Origin of the sequence: Halomonas sp. E19, from assembly GCF_052439355.1 — a bacterium.
GTDB lineage: Bacteria > Pseudomonadota > Gammaproteobacteria > Pseudomonadales > Halomonadaceae > Halomonas.
In genome coordinates this window covers 987030-1001780 of the sequence record NZ_JBNFWU010000001.1, presented here as the reverse complement: position 1 = coordinate 1001780, position 14751 = coordinate 987030, and the positions used below count along the sequence as shown (strand labels likewise).

Below are 14751 nucleotides of genomic sequence, written 5' to 3'. Positions count from 1 at the left end.
TCGGCAATCGGCTAGATTAGCCGCGATATCCTTTGGGGTTCTTGGACTGCCATTTCCACGTATCGGCCATCATTTCATCAAGCCCTCGGCTAGCCGACCAGCCCAGGTCCTTTTTTGCCTTCGAGGCATCGGCCCAGAAGGCAGGCAAATCACCCTCACGCCTTTCGGCAAACCGATAGGCAATCTTCCGTCCCGTTACACGCTCAAATGCCTGGACGATATCGAGCACTGAATAACCCTGGCCCGTACCAAGATTGAAGTAGGCGATGCCTGCCACCGACAGGCGGCGCAACGCAGCGACATGACCCTCGGCAAGGTCCATGACATGCAGGTAATCGCGTATGCAGGTGCCGTCATTGGTGGGGTAGTCCTGGCCAAAGATGGCGAGCTCGGGAAGTTTTCCTACCGCAACCTGTGCAATGAAAGGCATCAGGTTATTAGGGATACCCAGCGGGTCCTCACCGATCAGCCCGGAAGGGTGGGCACCGATAGGATTGAAGTAACGAAGCGAAGCGACGGACCAAGAAGCATCGGCCGTACAGATGTCCTCGAGCACCTGTTCGACCATGGCCTTGGAGCGTCCATAGGGGTTAGAGCTGTTACCGCGAGGGTACGTTTCGCGATAGGGTACGGGAGCATTGGCCCCGTAGACGGTGGCGGACGAACTGAATACCAGCTTCTTGACGCCGGCCTTCTGCATGGCCTGGCAAAGACTCAAGGTGCCCTCTACGTTATTCTGGTAGTAGGCGAGCGGTGAGCGGACACTCTCACCTACCGCTTTCAGGCCTGCAAAGTGGATCACCGCGGCAATTTCAAAACGTGTAAATATCCGCTCAAGCGCAGCACTGTCCCTGACATCTCCGCAAACGAAATCTGTGGCACCATCCGTCAAGGCTTCAACACGACGCAACGCTTCTTCCGACGAATTGCAAAGGTTATCCAGAACGACGACCTTGTAACCACCTTCGAGCAGCGCCAGCACGGTGTGTGAGCCGATATAGCCCGCACCACCCGTCACCAGAATGGTGGGAAAAGTGTCACCTGATTGCATATTAATACCCAGCCTCTCTATTCACCGGCGTAACAGGCTCTCGCCCCGACAACAGCGCCTGTGCATTGGCATGGAAGACCTCGAGTGCACGCTCAAGGTAAAACGGCGTAGTACCCGATACATGCGGGGTGACCAGCACATTTTCGTGTTTCCAAAGTGGCGAGCCTTCAGGTAACGGCTGCCATTCGAAAACGTCCAGAGCGGCTCCCTTCAGGATGCCGCTGTCGAGGGCGTTCAACACGGCGTCGCCGTTCACAACACCACCACGTGAGATGTCGACCAGTACCGCGCCAGGCTTCAGGCGGGAAAGAAAAGCGGCGTCTACCAGACCACGTGTTTCCGGCGTCAAAGGCAAACACACAACCAGATAATCGGAGCGTGAGAGCTCCTGGCCAATATCTTCCATTGCGACAACACGGTCGACATTAGGTACTTCCCGAATATGGCGAAGAGTCCCCACTACCTCCATATCAAACGCCTTCGCTCGCTGGGCCAGCGCCGTACCAACATGTCCCAAACCCAGAATGGTCACACGGCGTCCGGTCAGCTCATTCAGCCAGGTACGCTTCCATTCGGCCCGCTTGGACTGCTCATGAAACCGATTGAACTGCTTAGCGAAGTACAACATGGCACCAATGGCGTATTCACTCATGGGAGCGCCATGAACACCGCTGCTTTTGGTCAGAAAGGCATTGGCCTTATCGAAATCCATTTCCCATATTTTTTCCACACCGGCCGAGAGAAAATGAATCCAGCAAAACCTCTCCAGTTTGTTCAGTGCCGCCGCTAGCCAAGGAAGCGTCGGCGTGATCACGGCATCATAAGAACGAGAGGCGTACACCTCCTGGGCACTCCCGGCAAAATCGATCGTGGCAGCAGGATACCATTCACCCAGTCGCTGAAGGACCAACTCGCGCTGATCCTGCAGCACCTCTTCCTTCTGTAAAAAAAGGATACGTTCAAGGGAATCTAACGCCATTTATCTACTCACCTGCTTTCGGCCAAGACGAAACGCCCGCTCGGCCAGGATTTGATGGTTTTCCAGCAGGGCTTCCTGATCGCGAGCACGCCACTGCTGCTCAGCATCAGTCAGTGCAGCAATCTCGCGTGGGAAATCAATCGACTGCAGCAGTTCTGCAGCGGTTGCGGCGCCAGAATGAAATGCACGCGAGAGGATGACCCAGCGAGAATCCAACCGCACATGCTCGCCAATGACGTTTTCCGCCGGCAGCTCGCCCTGACCGATCCTGGCGATGCCACCAATACCCCAGGTAATACCCGCTTGCTCAAGTTGCTCAGATGCGGCGTCGAACAGCCGTCCAGCCATGGGTTCGAACAGAAAGTCCAAGCCCAGGCTCAATGAAAGATCATTCAGCCCGAAATGGACTTCATCTCGCCCCGGGACAAGCAGCGGCAGCCAGTCCGCCAGCCTTACCAGTGCTGGCGCTGTCTCTGCTAGGAAGGTAACCGGCACGCGCTGCCCTACCAGTTCCAGGAATTCAGCGACGTCATGCCGCGACGTGAACATGGGCAACATGAGACGCTGCGCACCATGGTTAAGCGCAGCCTCGATCTCAGCTGTAGTGCCATCATGCAGTGGATTTATCCGTACCATCAGCTCAGCTTTTCGCAACACCTTGGCAATAGCCTCAATATCCGCCAGGGTATGCGCCGCTTTGTGAGTATCCAGGTGGCCTTGTCGCTGGGCCTTGCCGTTGACCTCCTGGTCCAGGAAGATCCTATCGACGCCATGCTGCTCGATATATTCCGCGACATCAGGGCTGGCGGTGATCATCATACGCTTGATCATTGTTGCTTCATCGCCTCCTCGACATCCTGGTCACTGGGTGCCCTACCCCCGAGACTCTCCCGGTAAGCTCTCCAGTTCAATCCCTCTCCGCCATAGAGGCCGCTGCCCTTGAGTACAACTACCACGGTCCTGAAGATCAGCCGCAGGTCATAGAAAAAATTCTGCTTGCGAACATATTCAGCATCGAAGGCCAACTGCTGCAGCCATCCCAAGCTGCGCCGCCCTTTACCTGAGCCAGACCGGTCAAGCCAGGCCGAACGTCAAAGCGGATAAGGCAGCCAGGCGGTATCACCTCGATCTGCTCCATCAGTATTGGACGCGGGCCCACAACGCTCATGTCGCCCTTCAGGATATTGAACAGCTGCGGCAACTCATCAATGCTGGTCGCCCGAAGGAAACGTCCGGCCCGGGTGATCCTATTGTCCTCACCGGAGCTCACGACCTGTTCACTGTTTTGGTCAATGCTGTCAGCAGGCCGGTCGATCATGGTACGAAACTTGAAGATCATGAAAGGCTGGCCGTTGAGCCCCGCACGCCGCTGCTTGAACATGACAGGGCCCTGGCTATCGAGCTTCACCCATAGCGCTACGAGCAGCAGGAGAGGAGCAAGCACCAGCAACGCACAGCCACTGGCAACGATGTCAAAGAGACGCTTGGCGGCCAAATTCATGTGCACTCCTGCTCCACGGCATGGCGTTCAACCGGCCCGGTCAGCAACATGGCTTCCAAGATGACGCGGTTGACCTTGCGCACGTCGTAGTATTTCTCTACCAGTTCAACGCTGGCCTCGCCCATCGTGGCCGCCATCTCGGGCTCATGAATGAAGCGCTCCATCGCATCAGCCAAGGGCGCACTGGTTCTTGGAGCCACCAGGAACCCATTGATACCCGGCTCCACCGTTTCTCGGCAGCCAGGTGCATCGCTGGTGATGATAGCGCGCCCCATGCTCATCGCCTCGAGCACAGAACGCGGCGTACCTTCACGATACGAAGGCAGTACAAATACAGAGCATTCGCTGATCCAGGGCCTTACATCCTCCACGCCTCCGACAAACTCGACGGCGCCCTCCCTTTTCCAGCGTTCCAGGTCCTGAATGTCACAGGCATGAGGAAGGCTGGGATCGTGCGGGCCCACGGCCACGAACCTGACCTGAGGATACCGCTGCTTCAAAAGGTTGGCGGCTTCGCAGAATTCCGCTATTCCCTTCTCGCCAAGCAGCCTGCCGATAAACAGGAACGTCAGGGGGCCTTGAGGCAACGGCTGGCGAGCGAAGCGCGCCATATCGACGCCGGAACCGTAGGTACGAACGGCTTTTGTCGCCTTAGAAAGAATCCGCTTGTCGATGAATTCCTTGAGGTCATCGGGATTTTGGAAGAAAACCCTGTCATTACAGGAAAGTCCGGCACGGTAAAGCATGCTGAGAACTCGGCGCAGCCGGCGTGTCCTTGGTGTGTCGGTGGTAAAAAGATGACCAAGGCCTGTAATCATTGAATAAATGCGTGGCACCCCAGCCATCTTCGCCGCTAGGCTGCCGTAGATGACGGGCTTGCTGGTATAGCTGAACACTACACTAGGCCTGATTTTTCTGATCAGCTTGTAGAGCTCATGAAGAGTCCTGAGATCATGCATAGGATTTACGCCAGTACGCCCCATGTCGATCGGATAAATGGCAATGCCTAATGCTTCGACATCAGGTAAATAATCCGCAGTAGGGACAGCCGCCCCTACTTCGAGGCCCTGCGCAAGCATTTCACGGATCAGATCACCACGATTAGCCATTAGCGAGCGGGCATTGCCTGCAATAATCAGAACATCCACAATTAAGCTCTCCTTAGCTTGATTTTGAATGTGTGGAATGTCGACGCTGCGAGAATCAAGAATAAAGCCAGCAGCTTAGTCTTGTGGCGGATGGCCGTACCCACGTTGGTTACACCAATCGCGAAGATGAAGGTCAGTGCGCCAAACATGAATAACATTGCAACACATTCTTCCCTATTTTTCAACGTATCCCAACCTTTGTAGACACGCCAAGCCATGAACAAGTAAAGCATGGAGGACACTACCCCGAGCAGATGCCTCGGGCTGCGCAAGTCCCAGGGAAAGGGAGAAAAATGAAAGTAGACAATACGTGCGGGAATCAACCATGGCTGCGTATAAGGGTTACCTTGTGCAATGAAGCTAGGATAAGCGGAGCCACCGGTCGCCTCGCGCGAGAAACGCGATTCAATTGCGGAACCAACGCCTCCTTCCCCTTCTCCGCCGACTTCAATACCTTTACCGAGCGAAATACCACCACCAAAAGCCACCATTCCAAGCGAAAGTACAAGCATGGTGGATGATAGCAACACCTTCAGCGCATCATGATAGCTAGCCCGTGTCGTATCCGTCTTGAAAACGGTACGGTAAAGAAAAAATGTGAGGTACGCTGCTACGCCGACAAAGGCACCGATCCAGCCGGGGTGAAACGCCACGGCACCGCCGAAACAGAGGCAAGCCCAGATAATACCTAGGTATGACCTACCAGAGACCCATTTGACGAAAAAGTACAAACCAAGGATAAAAAACATGATTGCCACTTCCTCGCGCATCGCGAGAATGGAATTAAAAGCGGCAAAGGGATACAGAGCTAGCACAAGCGCCACCATGATTCCCGCGCGTTTACCCCACAGCTGATAAGCGATAATGGCAGAAACGGCGACGACCACGTGACCGAAAAGAAAGCTGAATGCCGGCAATATAGAATAAGATACGCCAACCAGTTTTTGAACTACCGCACCAAGCCAAGCATAAAAATGCGAATGAGTCACATCCACTATGTCCATGAGATGAGACCATTCGAACTGAGACCAATAACGTGCCGTATTATTGAAGCGCGACGCATCATCTGTCGCACCTGGTGGACGAAAGATACGAAAGTAATCCAAGAGGAAGAGTACTAGTCGTGTAACATAGGCCAGAACAAGTGGCCAGAGCAGCCAACGATGCAAAACGGCAACCCACAAGCAGTATACAGCCGTAAATGTGAACAAAATATAGACAAATAGCAGTCCGGTCGTCATGGATGCACCATTGGTTCAGAGGCTATGGTAGAGGTCCAGATGCTTGTCTACCGATTTTGAAATCGTATAGATTTCCGAGTTATTTATCGCATTACGATGATAACGCAGCCTGGCAGAATAATCGTTTAACATTTTTTTCAATGCATCCGCATAGGCTTCTACCTCAACGCCAACAACCAGACCATTATCCACTTTCTCGACGATTTCGGAACACCCGCCTACATCGGTGACTAAAACAGGCAAGCCTGTCAAGGTGGCCTCGATCTGTGCAATGGGCAAACCTTCCCACGCTGAGGACATTACAAAGACATCGGCTTCTTTAAGCAGACTCGAGACATTGTCGACATTACCCAAAAAGTCGAGGCGTTCCGCGATACCAAGCTCGGACGCAAGTTGACGCAATTGAGCGTCTTCTGGGCCGCTACCAGCAAGCAGCAGCCTGTAATTAGCCGAGTCGATTCTGCTCAAGGCATTGAGCAATAATGCCAAATTCTTCTGCTCCGACAAACGTCCGACATAAAGAAGAGTGACCAATGGTCTGTCAGGATAATTCTCTATCGGCACGAGGCGAGCTGCATCCACAGCATTGTCTATATGGTGAACATCACGCGTGGCCACCTGTTTCAACAATGAGGTGCATGCGTTACAAATTCCTACATAAGCATGGGTCCTGCGATCCAAAAAACGGTATAGAATCGGATTAGCCCTAAGCTTGATGTTATGATGGGTATAGACTCGCTTTACGCGAGGCAAAAAAGCGGAAAAAATTGCCGCGTAATATAAGTGGGAATGAATCAGATCAGGCTTGAAGGCACGCTGAAACTTACGCAGCGCGGCCACGCCCTTTAATGGATTCCGTCTTGCGCGTGCGCCGACGAAACCGAATTCGATACCATTATCGCGCAATTCTGCTAGGAACTTGTCCTCATAAGACTGCTCGCGGCCTGCCTCTTCTGCGCGATCTAGGAAAGCTATGAAAACCCTATGTCCCCGCTTTCTCATCTCGATCGAAATATCTTTTACATAAACTTCTGCTCCACCAGCCGCAGCTGAGGAAATTACGTGCATGATATTCATTTTATAGAGCCTACAGAGAGCACTTACCGTAAAGATAGGCGAGCCATTCCTTGAATCGTGATGGCGGCGAATGATGAAAGGCGCGGGTCAGGTGATAAGCCACCTTCTTGCGCTCTTGCCCATCGGCGCGCATGCTCTTAGCCAATCTGAGCTCACAACTTTTCCGCCTTTTTTTCAATTCATGAGGTGAAAAATATTGGTTCTCTTCGGCCTTATCCAAAAAACGCAACAAATTATTATAAGTTGCCTGATAATTATTGTTACGTGTCAGAGAATTATCTCGGTAATTTCTTATAAAGCCTGGGCCGACATTTCCTTTACAGAGCCAGCCCGCCTTGGCGAGCCTGATGATGACATCAAAGTCTTCATTATGAACTAGCGCTTCGTCGAATCCTCCGATTGCTCGCAGTGCCTCTGTTCTGAACACATAGGTATGAACCCCGCCGGGTATACCACCCTCCTTGCCCACTTGATCCGTGTTGATGAGTCCATCTGCATCCTGATAGGAATGCAGCTTATTCATGGGCATCTTGAGATAGGTGCCATACACGCCAAAGTAGTTAACGGGCAAGGCCTGAAGGACTTCTTCCTTATTGTTTAGATTTTCCGGAAGCAGCTCATCATCAGAGTCAAGAAAGGTGACAAACTCGCTGGTGGTATTTTCTAGGCCAAAGTTTCTGGCAGAGGAAGGCCCACCATTGCGCTTTTTCAGGCAACGCAATGTCACTTCACTCTCGGCCAAAAATTTATCAACGACTTGCTGAGCCACAGAGTTATTAGACCCATCATCCACCACGAGAACGGCAGCGGGCAACAGGCTCTGCTCTAGAGCAGAAGCCACTGCCTTTTCAAGAGTCGCAAGCTCGTCATTGTAGGTCGTAATAATTACTGTGGTTCTTCCATGGGGCCTGATGCTATTCATATATCTTCCATAATATTTTGCATCATTTTTTCAATTCGAATGAAGATGGATGCGGCAGCAGATCGTTAAAATACTCCAACATCAATTTCTTGCTTTCGGCAAAGTCTTCTTCGTTGAGAAAATGACTGTCATTGAAGCAGACAAAATTAGCCCTTTTGGCCTTCATCTGCACAAGCTTCCCCTTGAGCTCTTCGAACGAAGAATAATTAATCAAATGACAGCCCTGAGGCACTTGGGGATAAAACTCACCTTTAGCCAAGGCATGGAATCGGAATATATATTGTGAAAGCGTGTCCTTTGTTCTAAACTTGTTAGCAATAGTATATTGAACTTTGTCGTGATAGGTTTCCTTGGCATCTATCAGATTACTTTTCAGATAAGGCTGGGGGTGGTGGTGAATTTCAAATAATGGATAGTGCTTCAATTTTAAAAATAATGCATTAAGAACAAGGCTTTTTAAGCCATAGCGAAAGTTAAAAATTTTACTGAGTCTTTCCCTAAATCCCCAGTCAGAAAATGTATCCTTAGACACCACATGCATCATCTGTTCGTGCAAGCGATGGGAAAAATCTTGCGCATGCATAAGAGGAACCATCTTTAGGAAATCGCAAGGCACATTGCTCTTGAAGAAATAATCCTTGGATACCGGACTCACCACAAACATGTCGTCATTAAAATATATAAACTTTTCCGCCAATTCAGGAATATTGTCGAAATTCATCTCAATTGTGCCACTATTGAAAACAGGCAGCAATTTTTGATTTTCGAAAATATCCTCATGCTTTACCAGACGCACCTTACCGGATCCGACATCAAGCCATGCAGGATAGTGGCCAAAGGTCACAAGATGGATATAACGCACCCAAGGCATGAAAGTCTCTATGCCACGAAAAATGTACATCAAGTTGTCCAGGCTTTTAAACCGCTGCAGCGACGTTTCTTTTTCTTTGCCATGGAGGGCGCATATTTCCGATAGAGTTCAAACCACTCAGGGTCATCTCCATCCACCCAGGTAATCACGACATCGACAGGGTCATTATCCTTCATTTTTCAATCAAGCCTTATGCTTGGCTGGCAAGCCTTATGGTTGGCTGGCTCAGCCTTGGTAGAAAAAATCGTACGAGCATCCAACCCCACATTGTTCATATACCAGCGTTTGTACGCCTGGTGGTCGAGAAGCACTTGAGTCAGGAATTTACCGAATACAGCCTTGAGCTCCGGATCCTTCTGATAGCGAAATGACTGCAAGTACACCCGCATCAATACGACCCGCAATTGCAAAGCAATATCAAAGTCCTTTACTAATACTCCGCGCCGATGGAGCTCGCATAAGTAGTGCTTAAGCATTTCTACATCAAACTCGAACCGGTTCTTCTCTATCACGCTAAGGTTCAAGATGTCGACAAAGACCCACTTCCTTTCCAGCGTGACACTTTCAAAATCAAGAAACCAAGGCGATCCGTCATGATCGGACAGCACGTTATTATTGACATTCAAGTCATTATGCATCAAAAGCGCGCGCGGGTTCCGCCTTTGGCTGGTTTCAGCAGATAGAATCAACGCAACAATCTTGAAGAAGTACCTGGGGCTATAACGGTTCAAGCTAAACGACCACCTCAGCACTTTTGCCGTCGAACTTCTAACGAAGCGTGTGACAGTTTTTTCAACCCTGTATGAGTAATGGAAATTTCGGCAAGATTGAACTCCAACAGTGCCGACATTAACTTTTCCTTGGATACCAGATCCTTGTCCCAGCCCTGCTGGGCCTTGATATAGTGGAGGATGAGAAAATTCTCATGATCCGTTTTAATGAGACGTGGGTAGCGAAAATCCGAAAATCGATTTTCAGGCAACTGCTCATACACCATCATTTCATTATCGAAGGATGTATCTCCTCCCAGAACCTTCCTAGCAAGTTTCTGATACCAGTTATTGGCCTCCGAGCGAACCTTGAGTATGGTCTTGTGACCTTCCAAGCTTCTTAAGAAGGCACACTTACCCACTCGTTTGAAACCAATATCAGAAAGAAAGTTGACTATTTGCATGACGATTACCGTGAAGAGTCAGCACCTTCGCTCAGGCGCTGTACCGCTGTTTTTCAAGCCTGACGCCCGGATCTGACAACAACCGGGTGTACAGAGAAACGAGAGCATCGTTCAACTTATCGAGGTGGAACTCGTTCTCGACTTTTTCCTGCCTTCACGCCCAAAGGCAAGACGTATTTTCGGATGCTGAAGGAGATCAAGCAGCTTGGCAGCCAAGCCCTGGCTGTCTCGTTCCGGCACCAAGTAGCCGGAAACACCCTCTTCCACGAGTTCGGGAATCCCACTGTGGGAGGTCGAGAGCACCGGCATTCCGCTGGCCATGGCTTCCATTAGCGCCACAGGAATACCTTCCTGATCCCCATTGCTGGCTGTCACACTTGGCAACAGGAAGATATCGGCGTCCTTCAAGAGCCGCTGCACCTCGTCGTGGGGAAGTGCACCATGCAAATTGATTCGGCTCTCCATCCCCAGCACTCGCACCTGCTCAGCGACTTGCTCCCACAAGGGTCCATCGCCAATCAGTTCATAGGTGAAATTCAGGTCTGGCCTCTGGCTGGCAACGTCTGCCACGGCCTGCACGGCATATTCCAGGCCTTTTTCTCCATGAAGCGTGCCGTGGTGATCAGCCTCAGGGGCGCTTCGGGAGAGGCATTGCGCTCAAGGTAGGGAAACGCCTCGACGTTGATGCCCATATGGTGAACGGAAGTACGCTCGGCGGGCGCCCCCAATTCGAGAAGACGCTTGTGCCAGCGCTCACTGACAGGGAGAATGGCGTCAGCTTCCTCAAACACTACCTTATAGGGGTGCTTAGGTCCGTTCGCTACCATTGAAAGATCGTAGCCATGGAAGGTCACGACGAGCTTGTTCACCAGTCCCAGCTTCTTCAGATAGGCTCCCAGAATACCGTTGGGACCAAAATGGCAGTGCAGTACGTCGATCGGCGCGATCTTTGAGGCCAGCGAATAGTAATACGGCAGGTTTAGATTCAAGGCTTTCTGGCCGAATCGAAACACATTGAAGCTCTTGAAATAGCCAGACCGATTAACATGGCCATGATCCTGTAGACGTATGATGCCTTGCAGTCGCGCAAGGAACTGGATCGGAATCTCGGGATGCCAGACGCGTTCTCTCAGCTGCGGCTCATAGGCGCCCAGGCTCTGCCAAGCGGCCTCGTCACCTTTATGGCCAATGATCTGCACGTCAAGATCACGGTCGAGCATACCCGTGACATGATGCATGACAAACGTTTGCGAGCGGACTGGAAATTCACTCGCCATGACACATAGACGCATCTATCTCCCTCTTGTTTTGCCGTTATCCGTAACAGAGCGTTTATGTTGCTTTTTGTGTCACTCCGCTTGCTTTGCCACCTTGACATCGATGATATGGCTGCCTGCATCCTCGCTAGGAGAGCCTTGTGAATACGCGACGGTAGGTGTCGATCTTGCTACGCGGGACCAGCGCCTTGCCCAGCGCCGCCTGGGTGTAACGTGACGCCGGCGCCATAAAAAAGGCCTTCAGCGCCAGGCGCCTTGCCCCTGCGGCATCGTGCCACTCCGACGACACATGCCGTCGGGCACTCTGCGCGAGGAACAGGTGGGCAACACCATGAGCCTGCATCTCGCGCTTATGCTTCTCGTAGAAGAGTTCCCTGGCTCTCAAGTTGGCTTCGATGTTGCGCGACCGGCGCGCCGAGGCCTCCTGCGTCGTGCTGATATCGCGCAGATCATGGTATCTGACCAAGGGCCGGCCAATGCAGTCCACCTTGTAGTAGCGGCTAATGCGTAGCCAGTAGTCATAGTCCTCGATGGCCGGCAGGGTTTCATCGAAAAAACCCACTCGCGTAATCACGTTGCGCCGGACCATGGCACTTGACCCGCCATGAAGCAGGTTCTTCACCAGCAGCTCACGGTAGAGATCGCCGCGCGCCGCCGCCACCTGTTCGGTCACTTCACCGTTGTCCGTCACCGTCTCGACACCGGTGTAGACCAGACCCAGCTCCTTTGGAGCTTTTTCAAAAAGCTGGATCTGAGCTTCGAGCTTTTCCGGGAACCACTCATCGTCATCGTCAAGGAAGGCGACCAGCGGGGCTCTTGCCTCTCGCAGACCGCGGTTGCGCGCTGCCGCCACCCCCTGGTTATAAGGCTGGCGAACATAGCGAATGCGTTCGTCGCCAAACTGGCGGATCACTGCAGCCGGATCGTCGCGTGAGCAGTCATCGATGACCAGGACTTCAAAATCCTGACAGGTCTGGTTCACCACACTTGCCAAGCTGCGGCTCAGCAGGTGCGCTCGGTTATAGACAGGAATCACCACACTGACAGCCGGCCGTACGATAGCCGCTACCGGTATCAGCGCCTCGGTTTCTCCCGCGGTCGTTATATCGGGACGTACGCCTTCTGCGTGGCCAAGTCCAGATACGACGACCTCGGGCGCCTGCTGCCCTGCCGCCTCGCGGCCATCTGCCTGAGTGGACTTATGCCGCGCGAGGGAGCGCTGCAGCCGTATCACGCCCCTACGGAGCGCTGAAGGCGTATAGAGGCGCTGCCGCTCCGTGGCCTCCTGCTGGAGCCCGGCATAGGTGCCCCGGGCATCGGCGGCGATCAGCGCAAATGCGCTGGCAAGCGCAGAGCAGTAATGCTCGATGCGACCTTGCTCTTCAAGAATGCGTGCGATCTTGTCGAGGATGCCGATACGGGCCACCAGCCCCTCGTAGGTCATGCGCTTACCGCTTAGCGAAACCTGCCCGGTGGGCAGGCGGCGATAGTAGGCGACGCCGGCAGCTGTCTCGACGAGCGGGATGCCGCACGCCAGCGCACGCATCATCAGATCGCCGTCCTGATTGACCACCGCCTCTTCGTCCCACCCCCTATGTGGTCAAACGCCTGCTTCGACCACAGGAGGGCACAGGGAGGGTAATACCAGCCGGTCAGCCAGCCGGCCAGGGCATCCTGGTCTGCCCGCCGCTTCGGCCCCGTGGCGGGGCGGCTGACCCACGCCTCTCCTTCCTGCTCCAGGCGCTTCCACGGACATGCCGCCACTGCCGCAGGAGACGTAGCCAAGGCCTCGGCCAGCGCCTCAAGGGCATTGGGCCCAAGCACGTCATCGGCATCCAGGAACATGTAGGCGTCGCCTTCGGCCAGCAGGGCACCGAGGTTGCGCGTGCGCGGCGCGTTGCCCGAATGCTCGGCGTAGACCTTAACTCTGCCCTGAGACGTCGCCGCAACACGCCGTGCCTCCGCAAGGCTGTCGTCGGAAGAGCCATCGTCTATCACGATGATTTCCTTCGGCAGGCGAGTCTGCTCCAGCACAGAGCCGATCGTCTGAGCAATGTAGGCTTCGGCATTGTGGCAAGGGATGATGATCGAGATTTCCATATCCGCAGAATCACGCATCGTCGCGAAGCTCATTAGGCCGCAAGGACAGGCGCGGCAGGATCTGGCTTACAGCATCCGTATCGACCTTGAGGTCCTTTTCAAGGGGATGCACATCACCCACGGAGTCGGCCTGGATCAGCCAGTAATTGTGCCCCATGGCCGCTGCAAGGGCGTAGAAATTGGGATTGGGAAAGCCAAGGTCGGCGATCTCGACAATATGCGTGCCCTTCTGGCAGAACATCATGTTGGTCAATCCGGCACCATGCGGTGCCACCAGCACCGCCGTACTCTTCATCAGCTCGACCTGTTCCTCGAAGCTGAGTTCTTCCATGAAGACGCGTTCGAACCCCTCGGCTTCCAGCAGCGGCCAGAGCTGATCCTCATTGATCAGCCGGCGTCGCTCTGCCTTTGCCCGGCTGATGAAAATCTTGCGCTGCGCCGGGGCGGCGTCATCGACACCGTACGCATCGGGTACTTGACGTATCAGCTCGGGCCGGAAGCGGTCGGTTCCCACCACGGTGAGCTGCTCGACCTTGAGCGGGCGCGAGAGATCGAAGGTCTTGAAGCCCTCTGGATCCAAGCCAAGCAGCCGCAACGAACCATCCATTGCCGGCGTACGTTCCATGGGAAGCAGGACGTTGTCCAACATATTGCGCTCGCGCAACAACAGCAGCTTCGGCAAATGGGCGGTCAGCCAATGGGAGTGGTTGTCGTAGACCCGCTCGGTGACCCAGATCGCCTGCTGCATTCGCACCGGCTCAGGCGACTTGCGAAGCACCGCAGCGTGACCGCTCCGAAACTTAATCTCGCGCATTTTCAGGGCGCGCTGGTCGCCATTGAGAATGGCCGGCCATAGGCTGTTCTGCTTGTCCGGACGTTTGTACCAGGTGACAAGGCAGTCGGGGAGAGTGGCGATGAACGTTTCTTGGTTGCGTCGCTGCGGTATGTCGCGAAAGGAGTGTCCCCACCATCCTCTATCGGCCGGCAGGACGTCGTCATTCTTGATGTTGCAAGGCAGGGCGTGACGCGAAACGCTTTCGGGGTGCACGGTTTCATATCGTCCGCCGCCGACCTGGTTGCCATGGCGTGCAAAATAGTCCTGCACGGTTTCATGCACGACACGCTGGTAGCCAAACCAGCGGGGTGGCAGCCCTCTGGCGACGCCGGCTTGAACCATGTCACCAAGTGCGGCCTTGATTGTGGACGCTTGCAGCATGCTCGTCTCCTCTCTGTTCCTTGATAGGCGACAGCGATTGACTATCCCCGACGTTCCCTTTCGAGCTCACCTGTTCTTTACACGACACAACATGCCGTAAACCTGAAGCACATAACCATAGCCAACTACGTTTGGCTTTTCAAAACCACTGAGCTCAGCACTTTTCTGCAGCCCCACACCCACTCCCAGCGAAA

General features: G+C 53.5%; 17 protein-coding genes. All 17 read right to left on the bottom strand.

Features of this window, described 5'->3' with window-relative positions:
- Positions 1-16: 16 nt before the first annotated feature.
- The 17 genes from galE to ACUDAL_RS05245 all read right to left on the bottom strand — a co-directional run bounded on the left by galE (position 17) and on the right by ACUDAL_RS05245 (position 14557).
- A complete protein-coding gene (gene galE / locus ACUDAL_RS05325; protein WP_444677382.1) occupies positions 17-1051 on the bottom strand; it encodes a UDP-glucose 4-epimerase GalE in 1035 nt (344 codons plus the stop codon).
- Between the two features lies 1 nt (position 1052).
- Entirely contained in the window at positions 1053-2030 is a 978-nt protein-coding gene (locus tag ACUDAL_RS05320; RefSeq protein ID WP_444677381.1) for a D-2-hydroxyacid dehydrogenase, read from the bottom strand.
- Entirely contained in the window at positions 2031-2861 is an 831-nt protein-coding gene (locus ACUDAL_RS05315; RefSeq protein WP_444677380.1) for an aldolase/citrate lyase family protein, read from the bottom strand. It abuts the gene before it with no gap.
- Between the two features lie 136 nt (positions 2862-2997).
- The gene (locus ACUDAL_RS05310) at positions 2998-3531 is read right to left on the bottom strand and encodes a sugar transferase (RefSeq protein ID WP_444677379.1); all 534 of its coding nucleotides are present in this window, start codon (positions 3529-3531) and stop codon (positions 2998-3000) included.
- On the bottom strand, positions 3528-4679 hold the full coding sequence (locus ACUDAL_RS05305) for a glycosyltransferase family 4 protein (protein ID WP_444677378.1): 1152 nt from the start codon (positions 4677-4679) through the stop codon (positions 3528-3530). The genes ACUDAL_RS05310 and ACUDAL_RS05305 overlap by 4 nt, the downstream gene beginning before the upstream one ends.
- Positions 4680-4681: 2 nt before the next feature.
- A complete protein-coding gene (locus ACUDAL_RS05300) occupies positions 4682-5920 on the bottom strand; it encodes an ArnT family glycosyltransferase (RefSeq protein WP_444677377.1) in 1239 nt (412 codons plus the stop codon).
- A gap of 15 nt (positions 5921-5935) precedes the next feature.
- On the bottom strand, positions 5936-6997 hold the full coding sequence (locus ACUDAL_RS05295) for a glycosyltransferase (protein ID WP_444677376.1): 1062 nt from the start codon (positions 6995-6997) through the stop codon (positions 5936-5938).
- A gap of 10 nt (positions 6998-7007) precedes the next feature.
- Positions 7008-7919, bottom strand: coding sequence for a glycosyltransferase family 2 protein (locus ACUDAL_RS05290; protein WP_444677375.1), 912 nt, complete (start codon positions 7917-7919; stop codon positions 7008-7010).
- Between the two features lie 22 nt (positions 7920-7941).
- Positions 7942-8820, bottom strand: a complete 879-nt coding sequence (locus ACUDAL_RS05285; protein ID WP_444677374.1) for a hypothetical protein — start codon at positions 8818-8820, stop codon at positions 7942-7944.
- A complete protein-coding gene (locus tag ACUDAL_RS05280) occupies positions 8820-8966 on the bottom strand; it encodes a Stealth CR1 domain-containing protein (RefSeq protein WP_444677373.1) in 147 nt (48 codons plus the stop codon). The genes ACUDAL_RS05285 and ACUDAL_RS05280 overlap by 1 nt, the downstream gene beginning before the upstream one ends.
- 3 nt (positions 8967-8969) lie before the next feature.
- The gene (locus ACUDAL_RS05275) at positions 8970-9521 is read right to left on the bottom strand and encodes a hypothetical protein (protein WP_444677372.1); all 552 of its coding nucleotides are present in this window, start codon (positions 9519-9521) and stop codon (positions 8970-8972) included.
- Positions 9522-9535: 14 nt separating this feature from the next.
- Positions 9536-9964, bottom strand: coding sequence for a hypothetical protein (locus ACUDAL_RS05270; RefSeq protein WP_444677371.1), 429 nt, complete (start codon positions 9962-9964; stop codon positions 9536-9538).
- Positions 9965-10075: 111 nt separating this feature from the next.
- Positions 10076-10543 carry a glycosyltransferase gene (locus ACUDAL_RS05265; protein ID WP_444677370.1) on the bottom strand — a complete coding sequence of 156 codons (468 nt, stop codon included), beginning with the start codon at positions 10541-10543 and terminating at the stop codon, positions 10076-10078.
- Positions 10501-11202: a glycosyltransferase gene (locus ACUDAL_RS05260; protein ID WP_444677369.1), complete on the bottom strand. Its 702-nt coding sequence runs from the start codon at positions 11200-11202 to the stop codon at positions 10501-10503. The genes ACUDAL_RS05265 and ACUDAL_RS05260 overlap by 43 nt, the downstream gene beginning before the upstream one ends.
- 166 nt (positions 11203-11368) lie before the next feature.
- Positions 11369-12814, bottom strand: coding sequence for a glycosyltransferase family 2 protein (locus tag ACUDAL_RS05255; RefSeq protein ID WP_444677368.1), 1446 nt, complete (start codon positions 12812-12814; stop codon positions 11369-11371).
- Positions 12790-13359: a glycosyltransferase family A protein gene (locus tag ACUDAL_RS05250; protein ID WP_444677367.1), complete on the bottom strand. Its 570-nt coding sequence runs from the start codon at positions 13357-13359 to the stop codon at positions 12790-12792. Before ACUDAL_RS05250 ends, ACUDAL_RS05255 begins: the two co-directional genes overlap by 25 nt.
- Positions 13352-14557: a glycosyltransferase family 61 protein gene (locus tag ACUDAL_RS05245; protein ID WP_444677366.1), complete on the bottom strand. Its 1206-nt coding sequence runs from the start codon at positions 14555-14557 to the stop codon at positions 13352-13354. Before ACUDAL_RS05245 ends, ACUDAL_RS05250 begins: the two co-directional genes overlap by 8 nt.
- Positions 14558-14751 lie beyond the last annotated feature (194 nt).